The 16,025-nt window shown below is 54.1% G+C and carries 13 protein-coding genes; 12 read left to right on the forward strand and 1 reads right to left on the reverse strand.

Going from position 1 to position 16,025, the window contains the following annotated elements:
• The first annotated feature begins 40 nt into the window (after nt 1-40).
• The 7 genes from AC16KF_RS11990 (at nt 41) to AC16KF_RS12020 (ending at nt 7,317) form a co-directional block, all read left to right on the forward strand.
• A complete protein-coding gene (locus AC16KF_RS11990; protein WP_484037556.1) occupies nt 41-3,028 on the forward strand; it encodes a molybdopterin-dependent oxidoreductase in 2,988 nt (995 codons plus the stop codon).
• Nucleotides 3,028-3,357 carry a MazG nucleotide pyrophosphohydrolase domain-containing protein gene (locus AC16KF_RS11995; RefSeq protein ID WP_484037557.1) on the forward strand — a complete coding sequence of 110 codons (330 nt, stop codon included), beginning with the start codon at nt 3,028-3,030 and terminating at the stop codon, nt 3,355-3,357. Before AC16KF_RS11990 ends, AC16KF_RS11995 begins: the two co-directional genes overlap by 1 nt.
• A 46-nt stretch (nt 3,358-3,403) precedes the next feature.
• On the forward strand, nt 3,404-3,625 hold the full coding sequence (locus AC16KF_RS12000; protein ID WP_484037558.1) for a DUF433 domain-containing protein: 222 nt from the start codon (nt 3,404-3,406) through the stop codon (nt 3,623-3,625).
• Nucleotides 3,625-3,996: a DUF5615 family PIN-like protein gene (locus tag AC16KF_RS12005; RefSeq protein WP_484037559.1), complete on the forward strand. Its 372-nt coding sequence runs from the start codon at nt 3,625-3,627 to the stop codon at nt 3,994-3,996. The genes AC16KF_RS12000 and AC16KF_RS12005 overlap by 1 nt, the downstream gene beginning before the upstream one ends.
• Complete coding sequence (locus AC16KF_RS12010) at nt 3,993-5,330, forward strand: DHHA2 domain-containing protein (protein WP_484037560.1); 1,338 nt, start codon at nt 3,993-3,995, stop codon at nt 5,328-5,330. Before AC16KF_RS12005 ends, AC16KF_RS12010 begins: the two co-directional genes overlap by 4 nt.
• A gap of 40 nt (nt 5,331-5,370) precedes the next feature.
• Nucleotides 5,371-6,162: an XdhC family protein gene (locus tag AC16KF_RS12015; protein ID WP_484037561.1), complete on the forward strand. Its 792-nt coding sequence runs from the start codon at nt 5,371-5,373 to the stop codon at nt 6,160-6,162.
• Between the two features lie 114 nt (nt 6,163-6,276).
• Nucleotides 6,277-7,317 (forward strand): SPFH domain-containing protein, encoded by a 1,041-nt coding sequence (locus tag AC16KF_RS12020; RefSeq protein WP_484037562.1) that lies wholly within the window; start codon nt 6,277-6,279, stop codon nt 7,315-7,317.
• Nucleotides 7,318-7,604: 287 nt separating this feature from the next.
• On the opposite strand, the gene AC16KF_RS12025 is transcribed toward AC16KF_RS12020, so the two are convergent.
• A complete protein-coding gene (locus tag AC16KF_RS12025; RefSeq protein WP_484037563.1) occupies nt 7,605-9,215 on the reverse strand; it encodes an NAD(P)H-hydrate dehydratase in 1,611 nt (536 codons plus the stop codon).
• A 152-nt stretch (nt 9,216-9,367) separates the two neighbouring features.
• Between AC16KF_RS12025 and AC16KF_RS12030 the strand changes: the two genes are divergently transcribed.
• From AC16KF_RS12030 to AC16KF_RS12050, 5 genes are all read left to right on the forward strand, one after another.
• Nucleotides 9,368-10,561, forward strand: coding sequence for an acyltransferase family protein (locus tag AC16KF_RS12030; RefSeq protein WP_484037564.1), 1,194 nt, complete (start codon nt 9,368-9,370; stop codon nt 10,559-10,561).
• 150 nt (nt 10,562-10,711) lie between these two features.
• A complete protein-coding gene (locus AC16KF_RS12035; RefSeq protein ID WP_484037565.1) occupies nt 10,712-11,617 on the forward strand; it encodes a transporter substrate-binding domain-containing protein in 906 nt (301 codons plus the stop codon).
• A gap of 199 nt (nt 11,618-11,816) precedes the next feature.
• The gene (locus AC16KF_RS12040; RefSeq protein WP_484037566.1) at nt 11,817-12,662 is read left to right on the forward strand and encodes an amino acid ABC transporter permease; all 846 of its coding nucleotides are present in this window, start codon (nt 11,817-11,819) and stop codon (nt 12,660-12,662) included.
• Entirely contained in the window at nt 12,663-13,424 is a 762-nt protein-coding gene (locus AC16KF_RS12045) for an amino acid ABC transporter ATP-binding protein (RefSeq protein ID WP_484037567.1), read from the forward strand. It abuts the gene before it with no gap.
• Between the two features lie 146 nt (nt 13,425-13,570).
• On the forward strand, nt 13,571-16,018 hold the full coding sequence (locus AC16KF_RS12050) for a PAS domain-containing sensor histidine kinase (protein WP_484037568.1): 2,448 nt from the start codon (nt 13,571-13,573) through the stop codon (nt 16,016-16,018).
• Nucleotides 16,019-16,025 lie beyond the last annotated feature (7 nt).

Consider the following 16,025-nt stretch of genomic DNA (forward strand, 5'->3'; position numbering starts at 1 on the left):
TGATCTTTAAAAATCCCGCTTACTCAATTAAAGGAATTGTATGAAACTCCAACTTTCAATCAACAACACAAAGCACGAAATCGAATGTGCGCCATCTGAAACATTGCTCTCCGCCGTGCGCAGACTTGGCTATTACGGCGTCAAATTTGGCGATGAGGGCGGACTGAGCGGCGCGGACACGGTTCTGCTGGATGGCAAACCTGTCAACGCGGGGTCCATGCTCGCGGCGCAAGCGGAGGGACATCTTGTCGTCACGATCGAAGCGTTGGGCGAACATCCCGAACAAGGTTGGAAAAAGACCGATGGCTTGAATCCGCTACAACAGGCGTTCGTCGAATCGGGCGCGATCCAATGCGGATTTTGCACGCCCGCGCAAATCCTTGCGGCGAAGGCGTTGCTCGAACAGAATCCGAATCCAAGTGAAGAGCAAGTGCGCGAGGCGATCAGCGGCGTGTTATGCCGATGCACGGGTTATCTCAAACCTGTGCAAGCCGTGTTGAAAGCGGCGGCGGTGATGCGCGGCGATGAACCGTTCCGCGTGGACACGATCAATTGGGATTTCGGCGCGCCAAAAACAGATGCGCCTATGGGAGGTTTTGATTCACCACAACTCGCTGGCGTGATGACGCGCCCAAAAGTTGTGGTGACGCCTGAATCACAAACATGGCAGACCGTCGGCAAGCCCGAGAAAAAAGTGGACGCGGTCAAACTCGTGCAGGGCAAGCCCGCCTTCACCGCCGACATGGACGCGCGCGGCATGTTGTATGCGAAAGTTTTGCACTCGCCACACGCGCACGCGCGCATCAAAAAAATTGACACGACGCGCGCAAAAGAATTGAAAGGTGTTGCGGCTGTGCTCACGTGGCAGGATATTCCGCACGTGGTGTATTCCACCGCTGGGCAGTCCGATCCGATCCCAGGTCCGCTCGATACGTTTTCGCTGGATCACAAAGTCCGTTTTGTCGGCGACCGCGTTGCATTCGTCGCGGCGGAGAGTCCCGAAATCGCGGAGAAAGCGTTGAGTCTGATCGACGTGGAATACGAAATTCTGGATTCCATCCTCGACTCGCGCGAAGCGATGAACCCCGATGCGATTCGAATCCACGACGAGCCTGAGTACGTCAATTTTGCCGACTCGAACCCCGAAAAGAATCTCGCCGCGCACATCCGCATCGACATCGGCGACGTGGAAAAAGGATTCAAGGAAGCCGATCATATTTTTGAGGCTGAATACGAAGTGCCGAAAGTGCAACAAGTTTCCATCGAGCCGCATGTGTGCGTCACATATTGGGATGAAGACGACCGTTTGGTGATTCGCACGTCCACGCAAGTTCCTTTTCATGTGCGGAGGATGCTCGCGCCTGTGTTGAATCTGCCAGTGAAACGAATCCGCGTGGTGAAGCCGCGCATCGGCGGCGGGTTCGGCGGCAAGCAGGAAGTGTTGATGGAAGACGTGCCCGCGCATCTCACGATTGCAACAAAACGACCAGTCATCTACGAATACACGCGCGAAGAAGAATTTATCGCGGCGCGTTCGCGTCACCCAATGCGAGTCAAGATGAAGACGGGAGTGAAGCGAGACGGGACGATCACAGCCAACGCGATGTACGCGCTATCCGACACGGGCGCGTACGGCTGTCACGCGCTGACCGTCACAGGCAACACGGGACACAAAGCAATGGCGTTGTATGTCGGCGATGGCGAATATCGCAAGAGTCCGAACATCCAATTTTATGCAGACGTGGTTTACACCAACACGCCGCCCGCTGGAGCGTTTCGCGGTTACGGCGTGCCGCAGGGATACTGGCCCGTCGAACGTCACATGGAAAAGATCGCCCGCGCGTTGAACCTCGACCCGATTGATTTTCGTTTGAGGAATACGATTCGACCTGGCGAATATCATCCGTTTTCAACCGCGTGGAATGAAGGACGCGAGCCGCGACCTGAGATCGTCCAAACTGTTGGGTTGGAGCAATGCGTCGCGCAAGGACGAGCCGCGATCGCGTGGGATGATAAGTATGGGAATGAGGAGTGGCGCTCGTTACGCAATACGCAATACGAAGTACGTAATCCGTACTCCGTATTGCGTAGGGGAATCGGTGTGGCAATGGTCATGCAAGGAACAGCGATTCCATATTTGGATATGGGCGGCGCGTCGATCAAGATGAACGACGATGGTTCATTCAACATGCTAGTCGGCGCGACGGATCTGGGAACGGGTTCAGACACTGTCCTTGCGCAAATGGCGGCGGAGGTGTTAGGCGTTCCGCTTGAAGATATGATCTGCTATTCCTCAGACACCGATTTCACTCCGTTCGACAAAGGCGCGTACGCTTCGTCCACGACGTACATTTCAGGCGCGGCGGCGGTGAACGCGGCGAAAGTTGTCGCGTGGCGAATCCAAGTCCGCGCGGCGATGATGTTGGGGATTCCAGAATCAGATTATGCAACGATTCGATTATCGAATCGCCAAGCCATCGCCCCCGACGGAAGAACGGTTTCCTTTGCCGAGATCGCGCTGCATTCTCTGCACAAAGATAAACAAGAACAGATCATGGGTGTGGCAAGTTATGTTTCGCCAGTCTCACCACCTCCCTTCGCCGCGCAATTCGCCGAGGTGACCGTGGACACTGAAACAGGCGCGGTTACGGTAGATAAACTCGTGATGGCGGTTGACTCGGGCGTGATCGTGAATCCGCTCACCGCATCGGGTCAGATCGAGGGCGGCATGACTCAAGCGTTGGGCTACGCGGTCTGCGAGGAGATGCGCTACGACGACAAAGGCGATGCCATCGAACGCGATTTGGATCGCTATCACATCTTCCGCGCCGACGAGATGCCCGAACTCGAAACGATCTTCGTCGAGACCTTCGAGCCGAGTCACCCGTTCGGCGTCAAAGCCGTCGCCGAGATTCCCATGGATGGAGTCGCGCCCGCCGTCGGCAATGCTATCCTCGATGCCATCGGCGTAAATGTGGATGTGATTCCCACGACGCCCGAACGCGTGTGGCGGGCGATGAAGAAGTAATGGAATTTCAAGCGATCCTTCAACGAGCGGCTGAAATCCGCGCAAAGTATGCCCTGCTTGAACAAAAGCAATACGGCGCGGAATGGACGACTGAAGAAATCGCGCTTGGTTTTGTCGGCGATGTTGGCGACCTATCCAAATTGGTCGTTGCGTTACAAGGCAAACGCGAAATATCAGAAGCGCATGACAAACTCGCGCACGAACTTGCAGATTGCCTCTGGTCTGTTATCATTCTGGCTCAAGCGCATCAGGTTGATCTCGAATCGGCCTTTCTGAAAACCATGAACGAACTCGACGCGCACATCAACAAACTACTAACAGGTAATTAGGCAGGGGTATAATTAAGCGGCAACCAATTGCAAAGAGGAATCCAAAATGAGTTTTAAAAGAATCACCATCAACCCAGACGTGTTCAGCGGCAAACCTTGCATCCGCAATCTGAGATTCCCTGTCTCTCGCTTGCTCGGTTTATTAGCCTCGGGTGAAACTCGCGATTCCATTCTCAAGGCTTACCCCTATCTCGAATCGGAAGATATTGACGAAGCCTTGTTGTATGCGGCGTCGCTGGCTGAAGAAGAAGTCATCGAATTTGCCTGATGAAATTCCTGATTGACATGCCCGCTTCGCCTGAACTCATCCCCTGGCTTCAGGAAAAAGGTCATGAGGCTATTCACGCGAAAGACGTGAATCTCGCAATAGCAACAGATTCGACCATCATGGCTCAGGCGGTAGACGAGGAGAGAATCGTGATCACGGCCGATCTCGACTTCGGGACTTTGTTGGCGCAGAGTGGAAACGATGCACCGGGCGTCATTCTATTTCGCGGCGGAAATTATTCGGAAGCCGAAATGCGAGATCTCGTAGCGCGCGTGTTACAAACGGTAAAACCCGATGTATTGAAACATTCCATCGCTGTCGTTGATAAACGGCGAATTCGAATTACAAGACTTCCTCTAAAAAAGCCATGAGCAAAACCTTCGTCATCGGACACGTCAACCCCGACACCGACTCCATTGCCTCCGCGATGGGCTACGCATGGCTTCTACGCGAACGCGATGGCGCGGAAGCGGTCGCGGCGCGCGCGGGAGCGTTAAATCCGCAATCAGCGTGGCTGCTCAAACAGTTGAAGCTCGACCCGCCCGTCCTGCTCACCGACGCGTCGCCGCGCTTTGAGTCAGTGATGCAGAGACTCGACAGCCTCCGCCCCGACTCGCAACTCGGTCTCGCGTGGACGCTCGCCAGCAAGACCGGCGGCATCGCGCCTGTAGTTAATGAAGACGGCAAGCCTTATGGTCTCATCAACGGACTGAGTCTCTTCAAATATTTCACGCAAACGCTCGGCCCGCGCCCCGGCGATACGACCGTGCGCGAGATGATGTCGGCGCCGTGTAAAGACGCGGCAGACACCAATGTGCCGAAGTTCCCCGCCAGCGGTCACATCCGCGATTTTCTCAACCGCATCCTGCGCGACGAAACCGATGAGTATTGGGTCGTGGATGAAAATAATCTATATCTCGGCATTGCGCGCCAGCGCGATATCCTCAACCCGCCGCGCCTGAAAATTATTCTCGTGGATCACAACGAGCCGCGCCAGGCAATCGCCGCGCTCGAGGAAGCCGAGCTCCTCGAAATTTTGGATCATCACCGCCTCGGCAACCCGCACACGCACACGCCGATTCGATTCACGGTGGATATCGTGGGCTCGACCTCGACTCTCGTTTCGGAGATGACAGCGGAGGCGGGACTCTCCATGCCGCCCAGCCTCGCCGGCGCGCTTCTCGCGGGACTTCTGTCTGATACGCTCATTTTGACATCTCCCACCACCACGCCTCGCGACAAAGACGCCGCCGAGAGATTATCGCGCTGGGCGTTCGTCGGCGGAAGTCCGCTCAAAGGCGAGACGATTGAATCGTTCGGCAAAGCGCTGCTCGCCGCGGGAGCCGGTCTCTCGAACCGCGATCCGAATGAGATCGTCAGCACAGACATCAAACAATATGAAGCGGGCGGATTCAAGCTTGCCATTGCCCAAGCCGAAGTAACCGACCTCCTGCAGCTCGCTGAACATCTTGTTCCCCTCGCAAAAGCGTTGGACGCGCTCAAAGATAAACGCGGGCTCGACTTTGCCATGCTGCTCATCACCGATATCGTGCGCGGCTCAAGCAGGCTGATCATCTCTTCCAAAGCCCCGCCGGTGCTTGATGAATTACCTTATCCCCCTCTCGCCGATGGCACGCGCGAAGCGCAAGGTATCGTTTCGCGGAAGAAACAATTGTTGCCGGTGGTATTGGGGTTATTGGAATAATTAAGTAGAGGCAGATTGTGTTGCACCTCTACAGGACTTTATGAATTCGATCTTTCAAGCCCTCTCAGAACTCGAAAAAAATAACGAATCCGCCGCGCTTTGCACGGTGACAAAAAGCGAAGGGTCGACGCCGCGTCACGTGGGGAGCAAAATGCTCGTTTACCCCGATGGAAAATTCATCGGCACCGTCGGCGGCGGGGACTTGGAACACCGCGTCCTCGATGAGGCGTGGATGGCGATCAGCGACGGCAAGCCGCGCTCGCTAGTGTATAACCTCGTCAGCCCGACGCGCGGCGACCCGGGTGTGTGCGGCGGAACTGTGGAGGTGTTTGTGGAACCGATCCTTCCTCCCGCGATGATCGTCGTCATCGGCGGCGGACATGTGGGTAAGGCAGTCGTCCATTTGGCGAAGTGGCTGGGATTCCGAGTCGCCGTCAGCGATGATCGCGCGGAGTTTTGCAATCCCGAGTCGGTGCCGGGGGCTGACGCGTATTACCCAGTTCCGATGGCGGAGTTGCCGAGTCAACTCAAATTGACGCGCCAAACCTTCCTAGTGGTAACCAGCCGTGGATCCGGAGTCGACGCGGCGGGTCTGCCTCCGCTGCTTGAATCGAAGGCGGCATACGTCGGCGTCATCGGCTCGAAACGCAGGTGGCTGACGACGGTCAAGGCGTTGAAAGAAAAAGGCGTGTCCGATGAATTGATCGCGCGCGCGCATTCGCCGATGGGTCTGGAGTTGAACGCCGAAACGCCGGAGGAGATCGCGGTGAGCATCATGGCAGAAATTTTGATGCTGCGCGATAAGGGGACGGGAAAGATGATGAAAGATTAGGTAAAGACCTCACAGGCGTTGCACTGAGCCTGTCGAAGTGTTTTTGAAACCTGTGAGGTCTGCTATCGTAGAATAGACTATAATCACACCAACGTTCTTCAAAAGGAGAGAATCATGGCTAGAATTTTTGACGTTATTGAATATCCAAATGAGATGCGGGATGAGATCGTCCATCGTTTTCCTGAAACGGGCATCGGCGATTATCGCATCGGCTCGCAGGTGATCGTGCGCGAGTCGCAGGCGGCGGTGTTCTTCCGCGACGGCAACGCGCTAGATGTGTTCGGAGCGGGCAGGCACACGATCGCGACTGCGAACATCCCGAAGATCATTGATCTGATCGGCAAGGCGTTCAACGACCGCACGCCCTTCCCCGCGGAAGTGTATTTTGTTTCGCTCAAAGAATTTGCAAATGAAAAATGGGGCACGCCGCAACCGATCATCGTGCGCAACCCCGGCATGGGACTCGGCGTCGCGTTGTTGCAGGGGTTTGGAACATATTCGTTCCAAGTGAAGGACCCTCAACAATTTGTGACGCAGGTTGTCGGCGCGCAAGGTTCGTATCGCACAGCGGATATTGAAGAACGCTTGAAGACCATGTTGCTCTCGAAATTGCAGGATGCGCTCGGCGAGACGACAGCCGCAAAAAGCGTCGTGGATCTGATCGGGCTGACCGAAGAGATCGGCGCCGCTGTCCGCGCGAAGGCGCAGGATGATTTTGAAGCGCTCGGCATGGCGCTCAAAACTTTCTACATCGGCAACTTGAAGCCCTCGAGCAAGTCGGCGCAGGAACTCCGCGACATGGGCATGCTCGACATGGCGACCTACACTCAACTGCAAGCCGCGGACGCGATGCGCGATGCCGCGCAAAACGAGGGCGGCGGAGCGGGTCTCACCGCAGGAATCGGCGCGGGCATGGGTATCGGCAACATTATGGGACAGGCTCTGCAAGGCGGATTCCAAAACGCGGCGCCCGGCGGAGCGGCTGGCGGCGCGAAAATGCCGGACATCATGACCCCCGCGGAAGCCGCGCAGTTCATGAAGGTGACAGAGTCTGATATTTTGGACGCGATCAATGACGGAAGCCTGAAAGCCAAAAAAGTCGGCAAAGCATTCCGCATCAGCAAGGATAACCTTGAAGCGTTCATGAACAGTTAGTACTGCGTATTGCGTACTTCGTAATTTGTGATGAACGAAAAGACTCTCCGCGTGGAGAGTCTTTTTGTTATACGGTTTTTGGTTGTCCAGAAACCGCAACATATTGCAGATTAAGAACCTAACCGAGCAATCCTTGTGCTCCATTTTGAAACACGGAGACACTGAGTCACGGAGTTTTTAATTGGCTTTTCTCAGTGTCTCCGTGTCTCGGTGGTTCGGTTTATTGCTCGAATAATTGTGAAAAGAACAAAATATTGCATTACGGAGTACGCAGTACGAAATATTTTTTACTCCAAATCACTCAATACATCCGAGATCGAATTCAACACATCGCTTGCCATGACTGAGGCGGTTGTGCCGAGATCGTCTGCGGCGTAGAGACCGGCTTGCGCGTGAATCCATGCGCCGGCAACTGCCGCGTCGTACGCATCGAGTCCTTGCGCGCGTAAGCCGACGATCAGACCGGCAAGCACATCACCTGTCCCTGCGCGGGCTAACGCGGGCGATGCGACCGGGATAATGGTTGTCCTTCCATCGGGCGAAGCAATCGCGGTGAACGCGCCTTTCAAAACAACGACATGTCCCCACTCTTTTGCATACTTGACGGCAATTGCTTGCCGATCCTCTTGAATTTCTTCTTTCGACAACCCGGTCAACGCGGACATTTCGCCGGGGTGCGGCGTGAGAATCGCGGGCGCAGGTAATTTCGTGTGCCAGTCTTTGATCTGCGCGAGCAAACGCAGTCCGTCCGCGTCAACGACCAATGGCGGTAGGGAATTTTTCTCCGCCGCATTTGAATCGCTTTCTTCATGCACAAAACCAATCGCGGATTTTTTCGGCGTTGATTTGCCAGCCAGCAAATTCTCGATGAATTCTTTTGTCGTGTTTTCCGTTCCCAAACCGGGACCGATCAATAACGCTGTCGCTCGCTCAAAATTTTTCGATAACACTTCGGATGCGCTGGATGCGATTACGCCTGTTGAATGTGGGAGCAAGACCCACGTCGCTTCGGGAACCTGACCTGCGACTGCCGCGTGGATGGACGCGGGGATCGCCAATTGGACCAATCCCGCTCCCGCGCGATACGCCGCCTCTCCCGCAAGGACGACTGCCCCGGTGTAGTTGACGGATCCCGCCGCGATGAGAGCCGTACCAAATGTCCCTTTGTGCGAATCGAGGGCGCGCTCCGGCAGAAGCGCGGAGACAGAATCTTCATCCGCTACTTCCGTTTGCAAATTTTTGAGCGAAGGCAGCTCAATGGGCAAGCCGATGTCCACAACTTTTAGCTCGCCGACATACTCAAAGGCAGGCAGGTTCAACAATCCCTGCTTGACCGCCGCCATGGTCACCGTCACATCCGCGTGAAGGGTTTCATCTGCAACTTCGCCAGAATCGCAGTCAACGCCCGACGGACAATCCACCGCGATCACGAGCGGAGATTCGTCGAGGCTGTCGAGCAGGTCGCCAACTTCGGAAAGCAATTCGGCAACTTCTTTTTTCAGAGGGAGTTTGATGCCTGTGCCGAGGACGCCATCGAGAAGTACATCGGCCGTTTCGAGAGATTCGCCAAGTTGATCGAAAGCATCGTCGCCCGAAAAAATATTCCCGCCCGCATCAACAAATTGTTTGACCAGATCATCTTTCTTGCGCTTGACGAGGTATGATCTTGCCTTCCAACCTTCTTCGGCAAGCGCGGTCAACGCGACGAGGGTATCCCCTCCGTTGTTGCCGGGACCAACCAAGCCGACGACCTCGAGCTGTTCCTCATCAACGAAAAGGTCGGCAACGACTTCCGCCAATCCCTGACCGGCGTTTTGCATCATTCGATCAAAGGTCAAGCCTTTTGAGTCGGCTTCTTTTTCGATGGCTTGCATTTGTGAGACAGTGACAAGTTTCATGTTTTACTCCAATTGATGGTCAGATTCTACTGCAAACATGTTGCGTAAGAAGAGATTCCCGCTTCTCTCTAACAAAACTCCAATCTCGTGTCCAATAAAGGCGACCGCCAATCGCGCCGATCTGCCTATGCTATACTTGAATCAAATATTATATGGGAAGCGACCTGAATACAACCGCAAACGAAACTTCAGGAAAGATGCTGGCATTGGAGGGTATCCGAGGCATCGCCGCGCTAGTCGTGATCTTCGATCACTTGCACCTCGCGTTCTTCGTGGGAATCGATAAGATGATCGCATCGTACTTAAATGCTCATTTTCCATTCTTCTTGTCCAAAGCGGGTCAATATTTCGTAACCGGCCTCCACGATGGGAATTTCGCCGTTTGGGTCTTCTGGGTCATGTCGGCGTTCGTGCTCAGCAGGAAATATTTCCAACTCACGAAGGCGAATCGCAATCTCGAAAGCGCGGAATATCTGACCAGAAGCGTGATCAAAAGATACCCAAGATTGTTCGTCCCGATTCTGGCTTCGGTCTTATTTGCGTTCGTGATCCTGTCCGCTGGCGGGATGACCAATAACGATCTGGGTGAACGGTTGGGGACTCATACAAGCCAGGGGTGGCTGTTTACTTTCTACGAATTTGAGCCTTCCCTGACACAAGCAGTTAAATCAGCCGTATGGGATACATTCTTCAATTTCAACCGCGACACAACGTACAATACCGTCCTCTGGACAATGCAGCCTGAGTTCTTCGGGTCCGTCTTTCTTTTTGGCTTTCTCAGCCTCTTTGGAAATAAAGGAATGCGATGGTTTGCATACCCGCTTATTCTCATCGTACTTTATTTTAAAGAACTACACTGGTTGAACGCTTTCCTACTGGGAATTATCCTGTGCGATCTCTATGTGCATACGACAATCTATTCAAGGCTAGGTCAAATATTTGGCATGTGGTGGATCCAGATCATATCCGGCATATCCATCATGGTTCTCATCGGAGCTCCGAATTACGGACAGGTATTTCATCTCATCATTGCGGCGGGGTTGGTCGCCCTTGCGCTGTCCTTTTCTGGGTTTGCAAAATTATTTTCATCCCGTCTTTCGGTCTATTTGGGAAAAATTTCTTTTTCCTTGTATCTGGTCCACGTCCCCATCTTATGCAGCGCCACTGGTTTGATCTATAGAATCACAGAAGCGTACATGCCATATCCATCTTCGGCGATAGCGACATCGCTCCTTACAATCGCGCTAAGCATTCTGACCGCGCACATATTTTATGAATACGCCGATAGGCAAGGAGTTATTTTAGGCGGAAAACTTGCGAACGCCCTAAATTCTTCAAACCGATAAAGGATTGCGGAGATTCTATGCCCATTCGGCATGTCATTCGGAAAACTTTAACGACTGAGCACTTGTCGAATCGCGGGAAATGGTCTATCCTTGCGCCAACGAGATGAACGGTTCATCTCAAACCCATTCTTAATTCTCTTGGAGGAGAACATGAAGAATCTTTACAAAGTGCTGGTCGTTGGTATCGTTGCCGCGCTCTTGCTCACCGCATGCGGCGGCGGAAGCGGCGGAAAAGCGGATGATTTGCTGAGCGCGATCAAACAACGCGGTTACATCCTCGTTTCGACCGATCCCAACTACGAGCCGCAATCGTTCCTGAACACCGAGGGCAAACGTCCTGCCGATACGAAATGTCCGTCAGACGCGTTGACCACTGCCGAGATGCAAGGCTTTGACGTGGACGCCGCCATCGCCATCGGCGACGCGCTCGGTGTGGAAACCTGCTTCGCCACCCCATCGTGGGATACGATCACTGCCGGTTCGTGGGCTGACAAGTGGGATGTAAGCGTTGGCTCGATGACCGTCACCACCGCCCGCCAGGAAGTCCTCGATTTCAGCGTGCCGTACTATTACACCCCGGCGGTTATCGCGGTTCGCGCCGATGCGGGCATCACCTCCCTCGCCGATCTCGAGGGGCAAGCCCTCTGCGTTGGCACCGCCACCACCTACGAATCTTGGCTCAACCATGATATGGCTGGCTTGGGATTGCCCGAAGCATCTATTTATGCCGAAGCGCCGAACGTAACCGTGGTTCCGCTCGAGACCGATCAGGAATGCGCCCAAGCCATCGCCGCAGGTCGTGAAGATTTCATAGGCTATGTCACATCGGAAACCGTCGTAGATGCGAATATCGCCGAAGGCTTCCCGGTCGTCAAACTCGGTTCCCCAGTGTTCTCAGAGGATCTCGCCGCCGCATTCGACAAGACCTCCAGCCTGTCTGCCGCAACACTTCTTGCTGAGGTCAACAAAGTTTTCACGAAAATGCACGAAGAAGGTAAACTCTCGGAACTCTCGCTCAAATGGTTCGATATTGATCTGACCCAGGCTCCCAACTAGTTTCTTGCTCGAACAGGAAGCGGTTTTCACCGCTTCCTGTTCGTTTATTATTACATACACATAGGACTCACGCAGTTGAACCTGCACTGCGGCGGCGGCAGAAGAACTGCCCGCCAACTGCGTAAATCCTGACACATTACAAAATTGCGGCAAATTTGATCATACCCGGTCGGCACAGGTATTATGGAAAGACTTTGTCATGAAAACCGACTCTACCATCGCGCATTCTCACACGCAACCTACTACGCAAGCAGAACTACTGATTCAGGCGCAGCAAAGAAAGAAACGGGGATTTCGCATGGGCGTCGGCGCGACATGGGGCGTGTTATTGCTGGTCTTAATTTTTTTGTTCAGCGGACAGAGTATTCTAGGCTTTCAAACGATTAAACTCGACGCCGAGTTCATGAGGAAAAACCTTGGGTTTATCGGCTCCGGTCTCGGGGAAACTCTTCTCATTTCATCATCGTCCATTCTACTGGCAATCTGTTTGGCATTGCTGGCGGCGCTGGGAAGGCTTTCAACATTTCCACCCATTTATGCCCTGAGCACATTTTACGTTTCATTGATTCGCGGCACGCCGCTCTACCTCCAGATCTTTTTCTTTTTCCTGGCGCTTCCGCAATTAGGCATCAACTTAAGCGGCTTTACGGCTGGCGTGTTCGCGCTCGGATTAAACTACGGCGCATACATGAGCGAGACCTTCCGCGCCGGGCTGGCATCGGTAAGTAAAGGGCAACGCGAAGCCGCCGCCGCAATCGGCATGACGCCCGGGCAAACCATGCGCCGCGTCATCTTGCCGCAAGCCTTGCGGTTCGCCATCCCGCCCATGGGCAACGACTTCATCTCGATGACGAAAGACTCGGCGTTGGTCGCCGCGACCGGTTTCGTCCATGAGGTGATGTGGCGCGCAGTCAAAGTGGGACGCGCTCAATTCAACAATCTGGAAGCCCTGCTGATGGCGGCTATGTTTTACTGGATAATGACTTTGATCCTGACATTTTTCCAATCACGGTTGGAAGCGCGTCTTGCCAAAGGGGATCGCTAAATGAAACCTATTGTGCAAATTTCCAACCTTGATAAATATTTCGGGCGCTTGCATGTGCTGAAAAATATTTCGCTCGATGTTCAGCCGCGCGAAGTGGTCTGCCTGATCGGACGAAGCGGCTCTGGGAAAAGCACGCTCTTGCGGTGTATCAATTTCCTCGAAGAGCCGTCGAACGGAATCATCCAAGTCGATGGGGTTACTGTCGAAAGTCACGGACGCGGCAAAGAGCATCGCCAGCTCATTCACGACGTGCGGCTCAAGACAGGCATGGTGTTTCAAGAGTTCAACCTCTTTCCGCACATGAGCGTGTTGGAAAACGTCATCGAGGGACCTGTCACAGTCAAGGGCATGGACCACGCCGAAGCCGTTGCGCTCGCCGAGGAAAATCTCGACAGCGTGGGCATGTTGTTCAAAAAAGATGAATATCCGGCGCGTCTCTCCGGCGGACAAAAACAACGCGTGGCAATCGCCCGCGCCCTCACCATGCAACCGCGCGTCATGTTGTTCGACGAACCCACCTCCGCGCTCGACCCTGAACTCATCGGCGAGGTGTTAAACGTGATGAAGAAGGTCGCCAAAGACGGCATGACCATGCTCGTGGTCACGCACGAAATGGGATTCGCGCGCGAAGTGGCAGACCGCGTGCTCGTGTTGGGTGAGGGCGAGATCATCGAAGACGCCAAACCGTCCACGCTGTTCAGCAAACCCAAAGACCCGCGCACGAAAGCGCTGATCGATCGATATCGCACCGGGGGACACTGATTCGTGTTTCTCGCAATCACGGGCGAGAGTGGGGTTGGGTGTGTGAATCAGCCTCAATGGCGGAATGAAGCGGGGACTTTAATCCGTATTGGCTTGCAAGATTTATACGCGGCGTCAATCGGCTCAACCTATCTCGCGAGGAAGTCATGTTCACACGAATCTTTCCCCTGCCCGTATTCGACGATGAAGAGTTGACGCGCTCCGCGACCCAATTAAGAACCGTTACGCTTGCCATGCTCGCGGCGACTACTCTCTTTATTGCGGTGTGGTCGGCGCTCGTGCCTGAGGCTAGGCTTCGCAGTGTCTATGCGTTGCCGATCTACCCGTTATGCTTCTGGCTGTTAAATCTGATCGGCAAAGGGAAGGTAAAACTTGCGGGAAGCGCGTTGGTGGCGGGCGTGTGGATCCTGTTATTCTTCGCCGCGTCGTTCAATGGCGGCGTGCTGGCGCCTGGGTATAGCGGATTGCTCATTACCATCCTCGCGGCTGGGATCTTCATTGGGCGCGAGTGGGCAAATCGCGTCGCGCTGATTAGCGTGATCGGCGGCGGCGTTTTTGTCGTTCTTGAGCGTGTCGGCGTCTTGCGCGAGATCAACGAAGTCGCTAACCCAATGGCAATGTGGGTCGCGCAATCGACGTTCTTTTTTATAGCCGCCAGCCTGCTTCAAATGGGCACAGAACGGATTGCCGACGCGTTACAACACGCGCAACATGAAGTCGAACAGCGACGTAAAACCGAGGAGCGTTTACGCGAAGCCGAAAAACAATACCGCGAACTGGTTGAGCGCGTGCCCGCTGTGATCTATAGCGCGGAGCCGGGACCCGACGGACGCTGGTTGTACGTCAGCCCGGGCGTGTTGCAATTAACCGGCTTTGCTCCCGAAGAATGGCTGACGAAACCCCACCTTTGGTACACGCGCCTCGATGCCGAAGACCTCGAACGATTTATTGCGGAGGAAAATCGCGCGCTGAATGAGGGCGCGCAATTCAAGATGGAATATCGCTTTCGCAGGAAGGATGGCACGGTCATCTGGATGCGGGACGAAAGTTTATATGTGACAGGCGGCGCGGCGGGCGAGGAGGCGATCGTCCAGGGATATTTGCTGGATATCACCGAAAATAAACTGGCTGAGGAAAGACTCCGCTCCAATGAAGTGTTGCTGAAGACGATCATCGAAAACATTCCATTTGATTTTTGGGTGTGCGACGAGAACGATCGCTACCTTCTGCAAAACCCCATCTCAAAACGCCTGGCGGGCGATTTAATCGGCAAAACTGTCGAGGAGTTGGACCTGCCGCCAGCGATAATTAAAACCTACAAGGAACAACATGTGCGCATTCTTGGGGGCGAATCGATACGGGAAGAAGAAACCCATGAACAAAACGGGAAGATTCATCACTTAATGGTGATCGGAGCGCCGATCCGAGACGGCGAAACAGTGCGGGGCATGATCGGCATGACGATCGATATGACCGAGCAAAAGCGGGCGCAGGAGGCTTTACGCGAAACGGAGTTACTTTATCGCACTCTCGTGGAGCAGACCTCCGTCGCCATCTACCGCGATTTGGCGGAAGAGGATGGCCCTACCGTCTACATTAGCCCGCAGATCAAGAACATGCTCGGATACTCCCCCGAGGATTTTTTATCGAAACCGGATTTCTGGCAATCGCTCCTTCACCCCGGCGATAAAAACAAGGTTTTCAACGATATCAAACAAATGCTCGCCAGCGGCAGGGGCGTGGCATCGGAATACCGAATGAAAGCAAAAAATGGGGAGTGGGTTTGGTTGGGAGACGAATCTGTTGTTATTAAAGACGACGAGGGCAAACTTTTGTATATTCAGGGCGTGCTCATGGATATTACAAACCAAAAGGAATCCGAAGCGCAACGCGAATCGCTCATCAAGGAGCTGGAGGAAAAAAACTCCGAGTTGGAACGCTTCACCTACACCGTGTCTCACGACTTGAAAGCGCCGCTCATCACCATGGGCGGATTTCTCGGCTACCTGGAAAAAGACGCGCTGAGCGGAAATGTCGAAAAACTCAGGCTCGATATTCAACGGATCTCGGAAGCCAACCACAAAATGGAAACCTTGTTGAACGATCTGCTGGAACTCTCGCGCATCGGTAGAAAGATGAACCCGCCGGAACTCGTTCCCTTTGGGCAGATCATGGCAGATGCTTTTATTCGCGCGGAGAGCCGCTTAAGCCAGAAAAAGATCGAGGTGATGGTGATGACCGACCTGCCCTCGATCCATGGAGACCGCAACCGGCTGATCGAGGTGATGCAAAACCTGCTGGACAATGCCGCAAAGTTTATGGGCGATCAGCCCAACCCGGTCATCGAGATCGGCGCCGAAACCACCGGGGACGAGGTCGTCTTTTTCGTGCGCGATAACGGCATCGGCATCGACCCAAAATTTCACAAAAAGGTATTCGAATTATTCGATAAATTGAATCCCCGCATCGACGGGACGGGCATCGGACTCGCGCTGGTCAAGCGCATCGTCGAGGTGCATGGCGGCAGGATCTGGGTCGAATCGCAGCTGGGGCAGGGCGCAACATTTTACTTCACGCTCCCGGGCAAAAAATAAAGGGTCT

It is taken from the genome of Candidatus Defluviilinea gracilis (assembly GCF_057138825.1).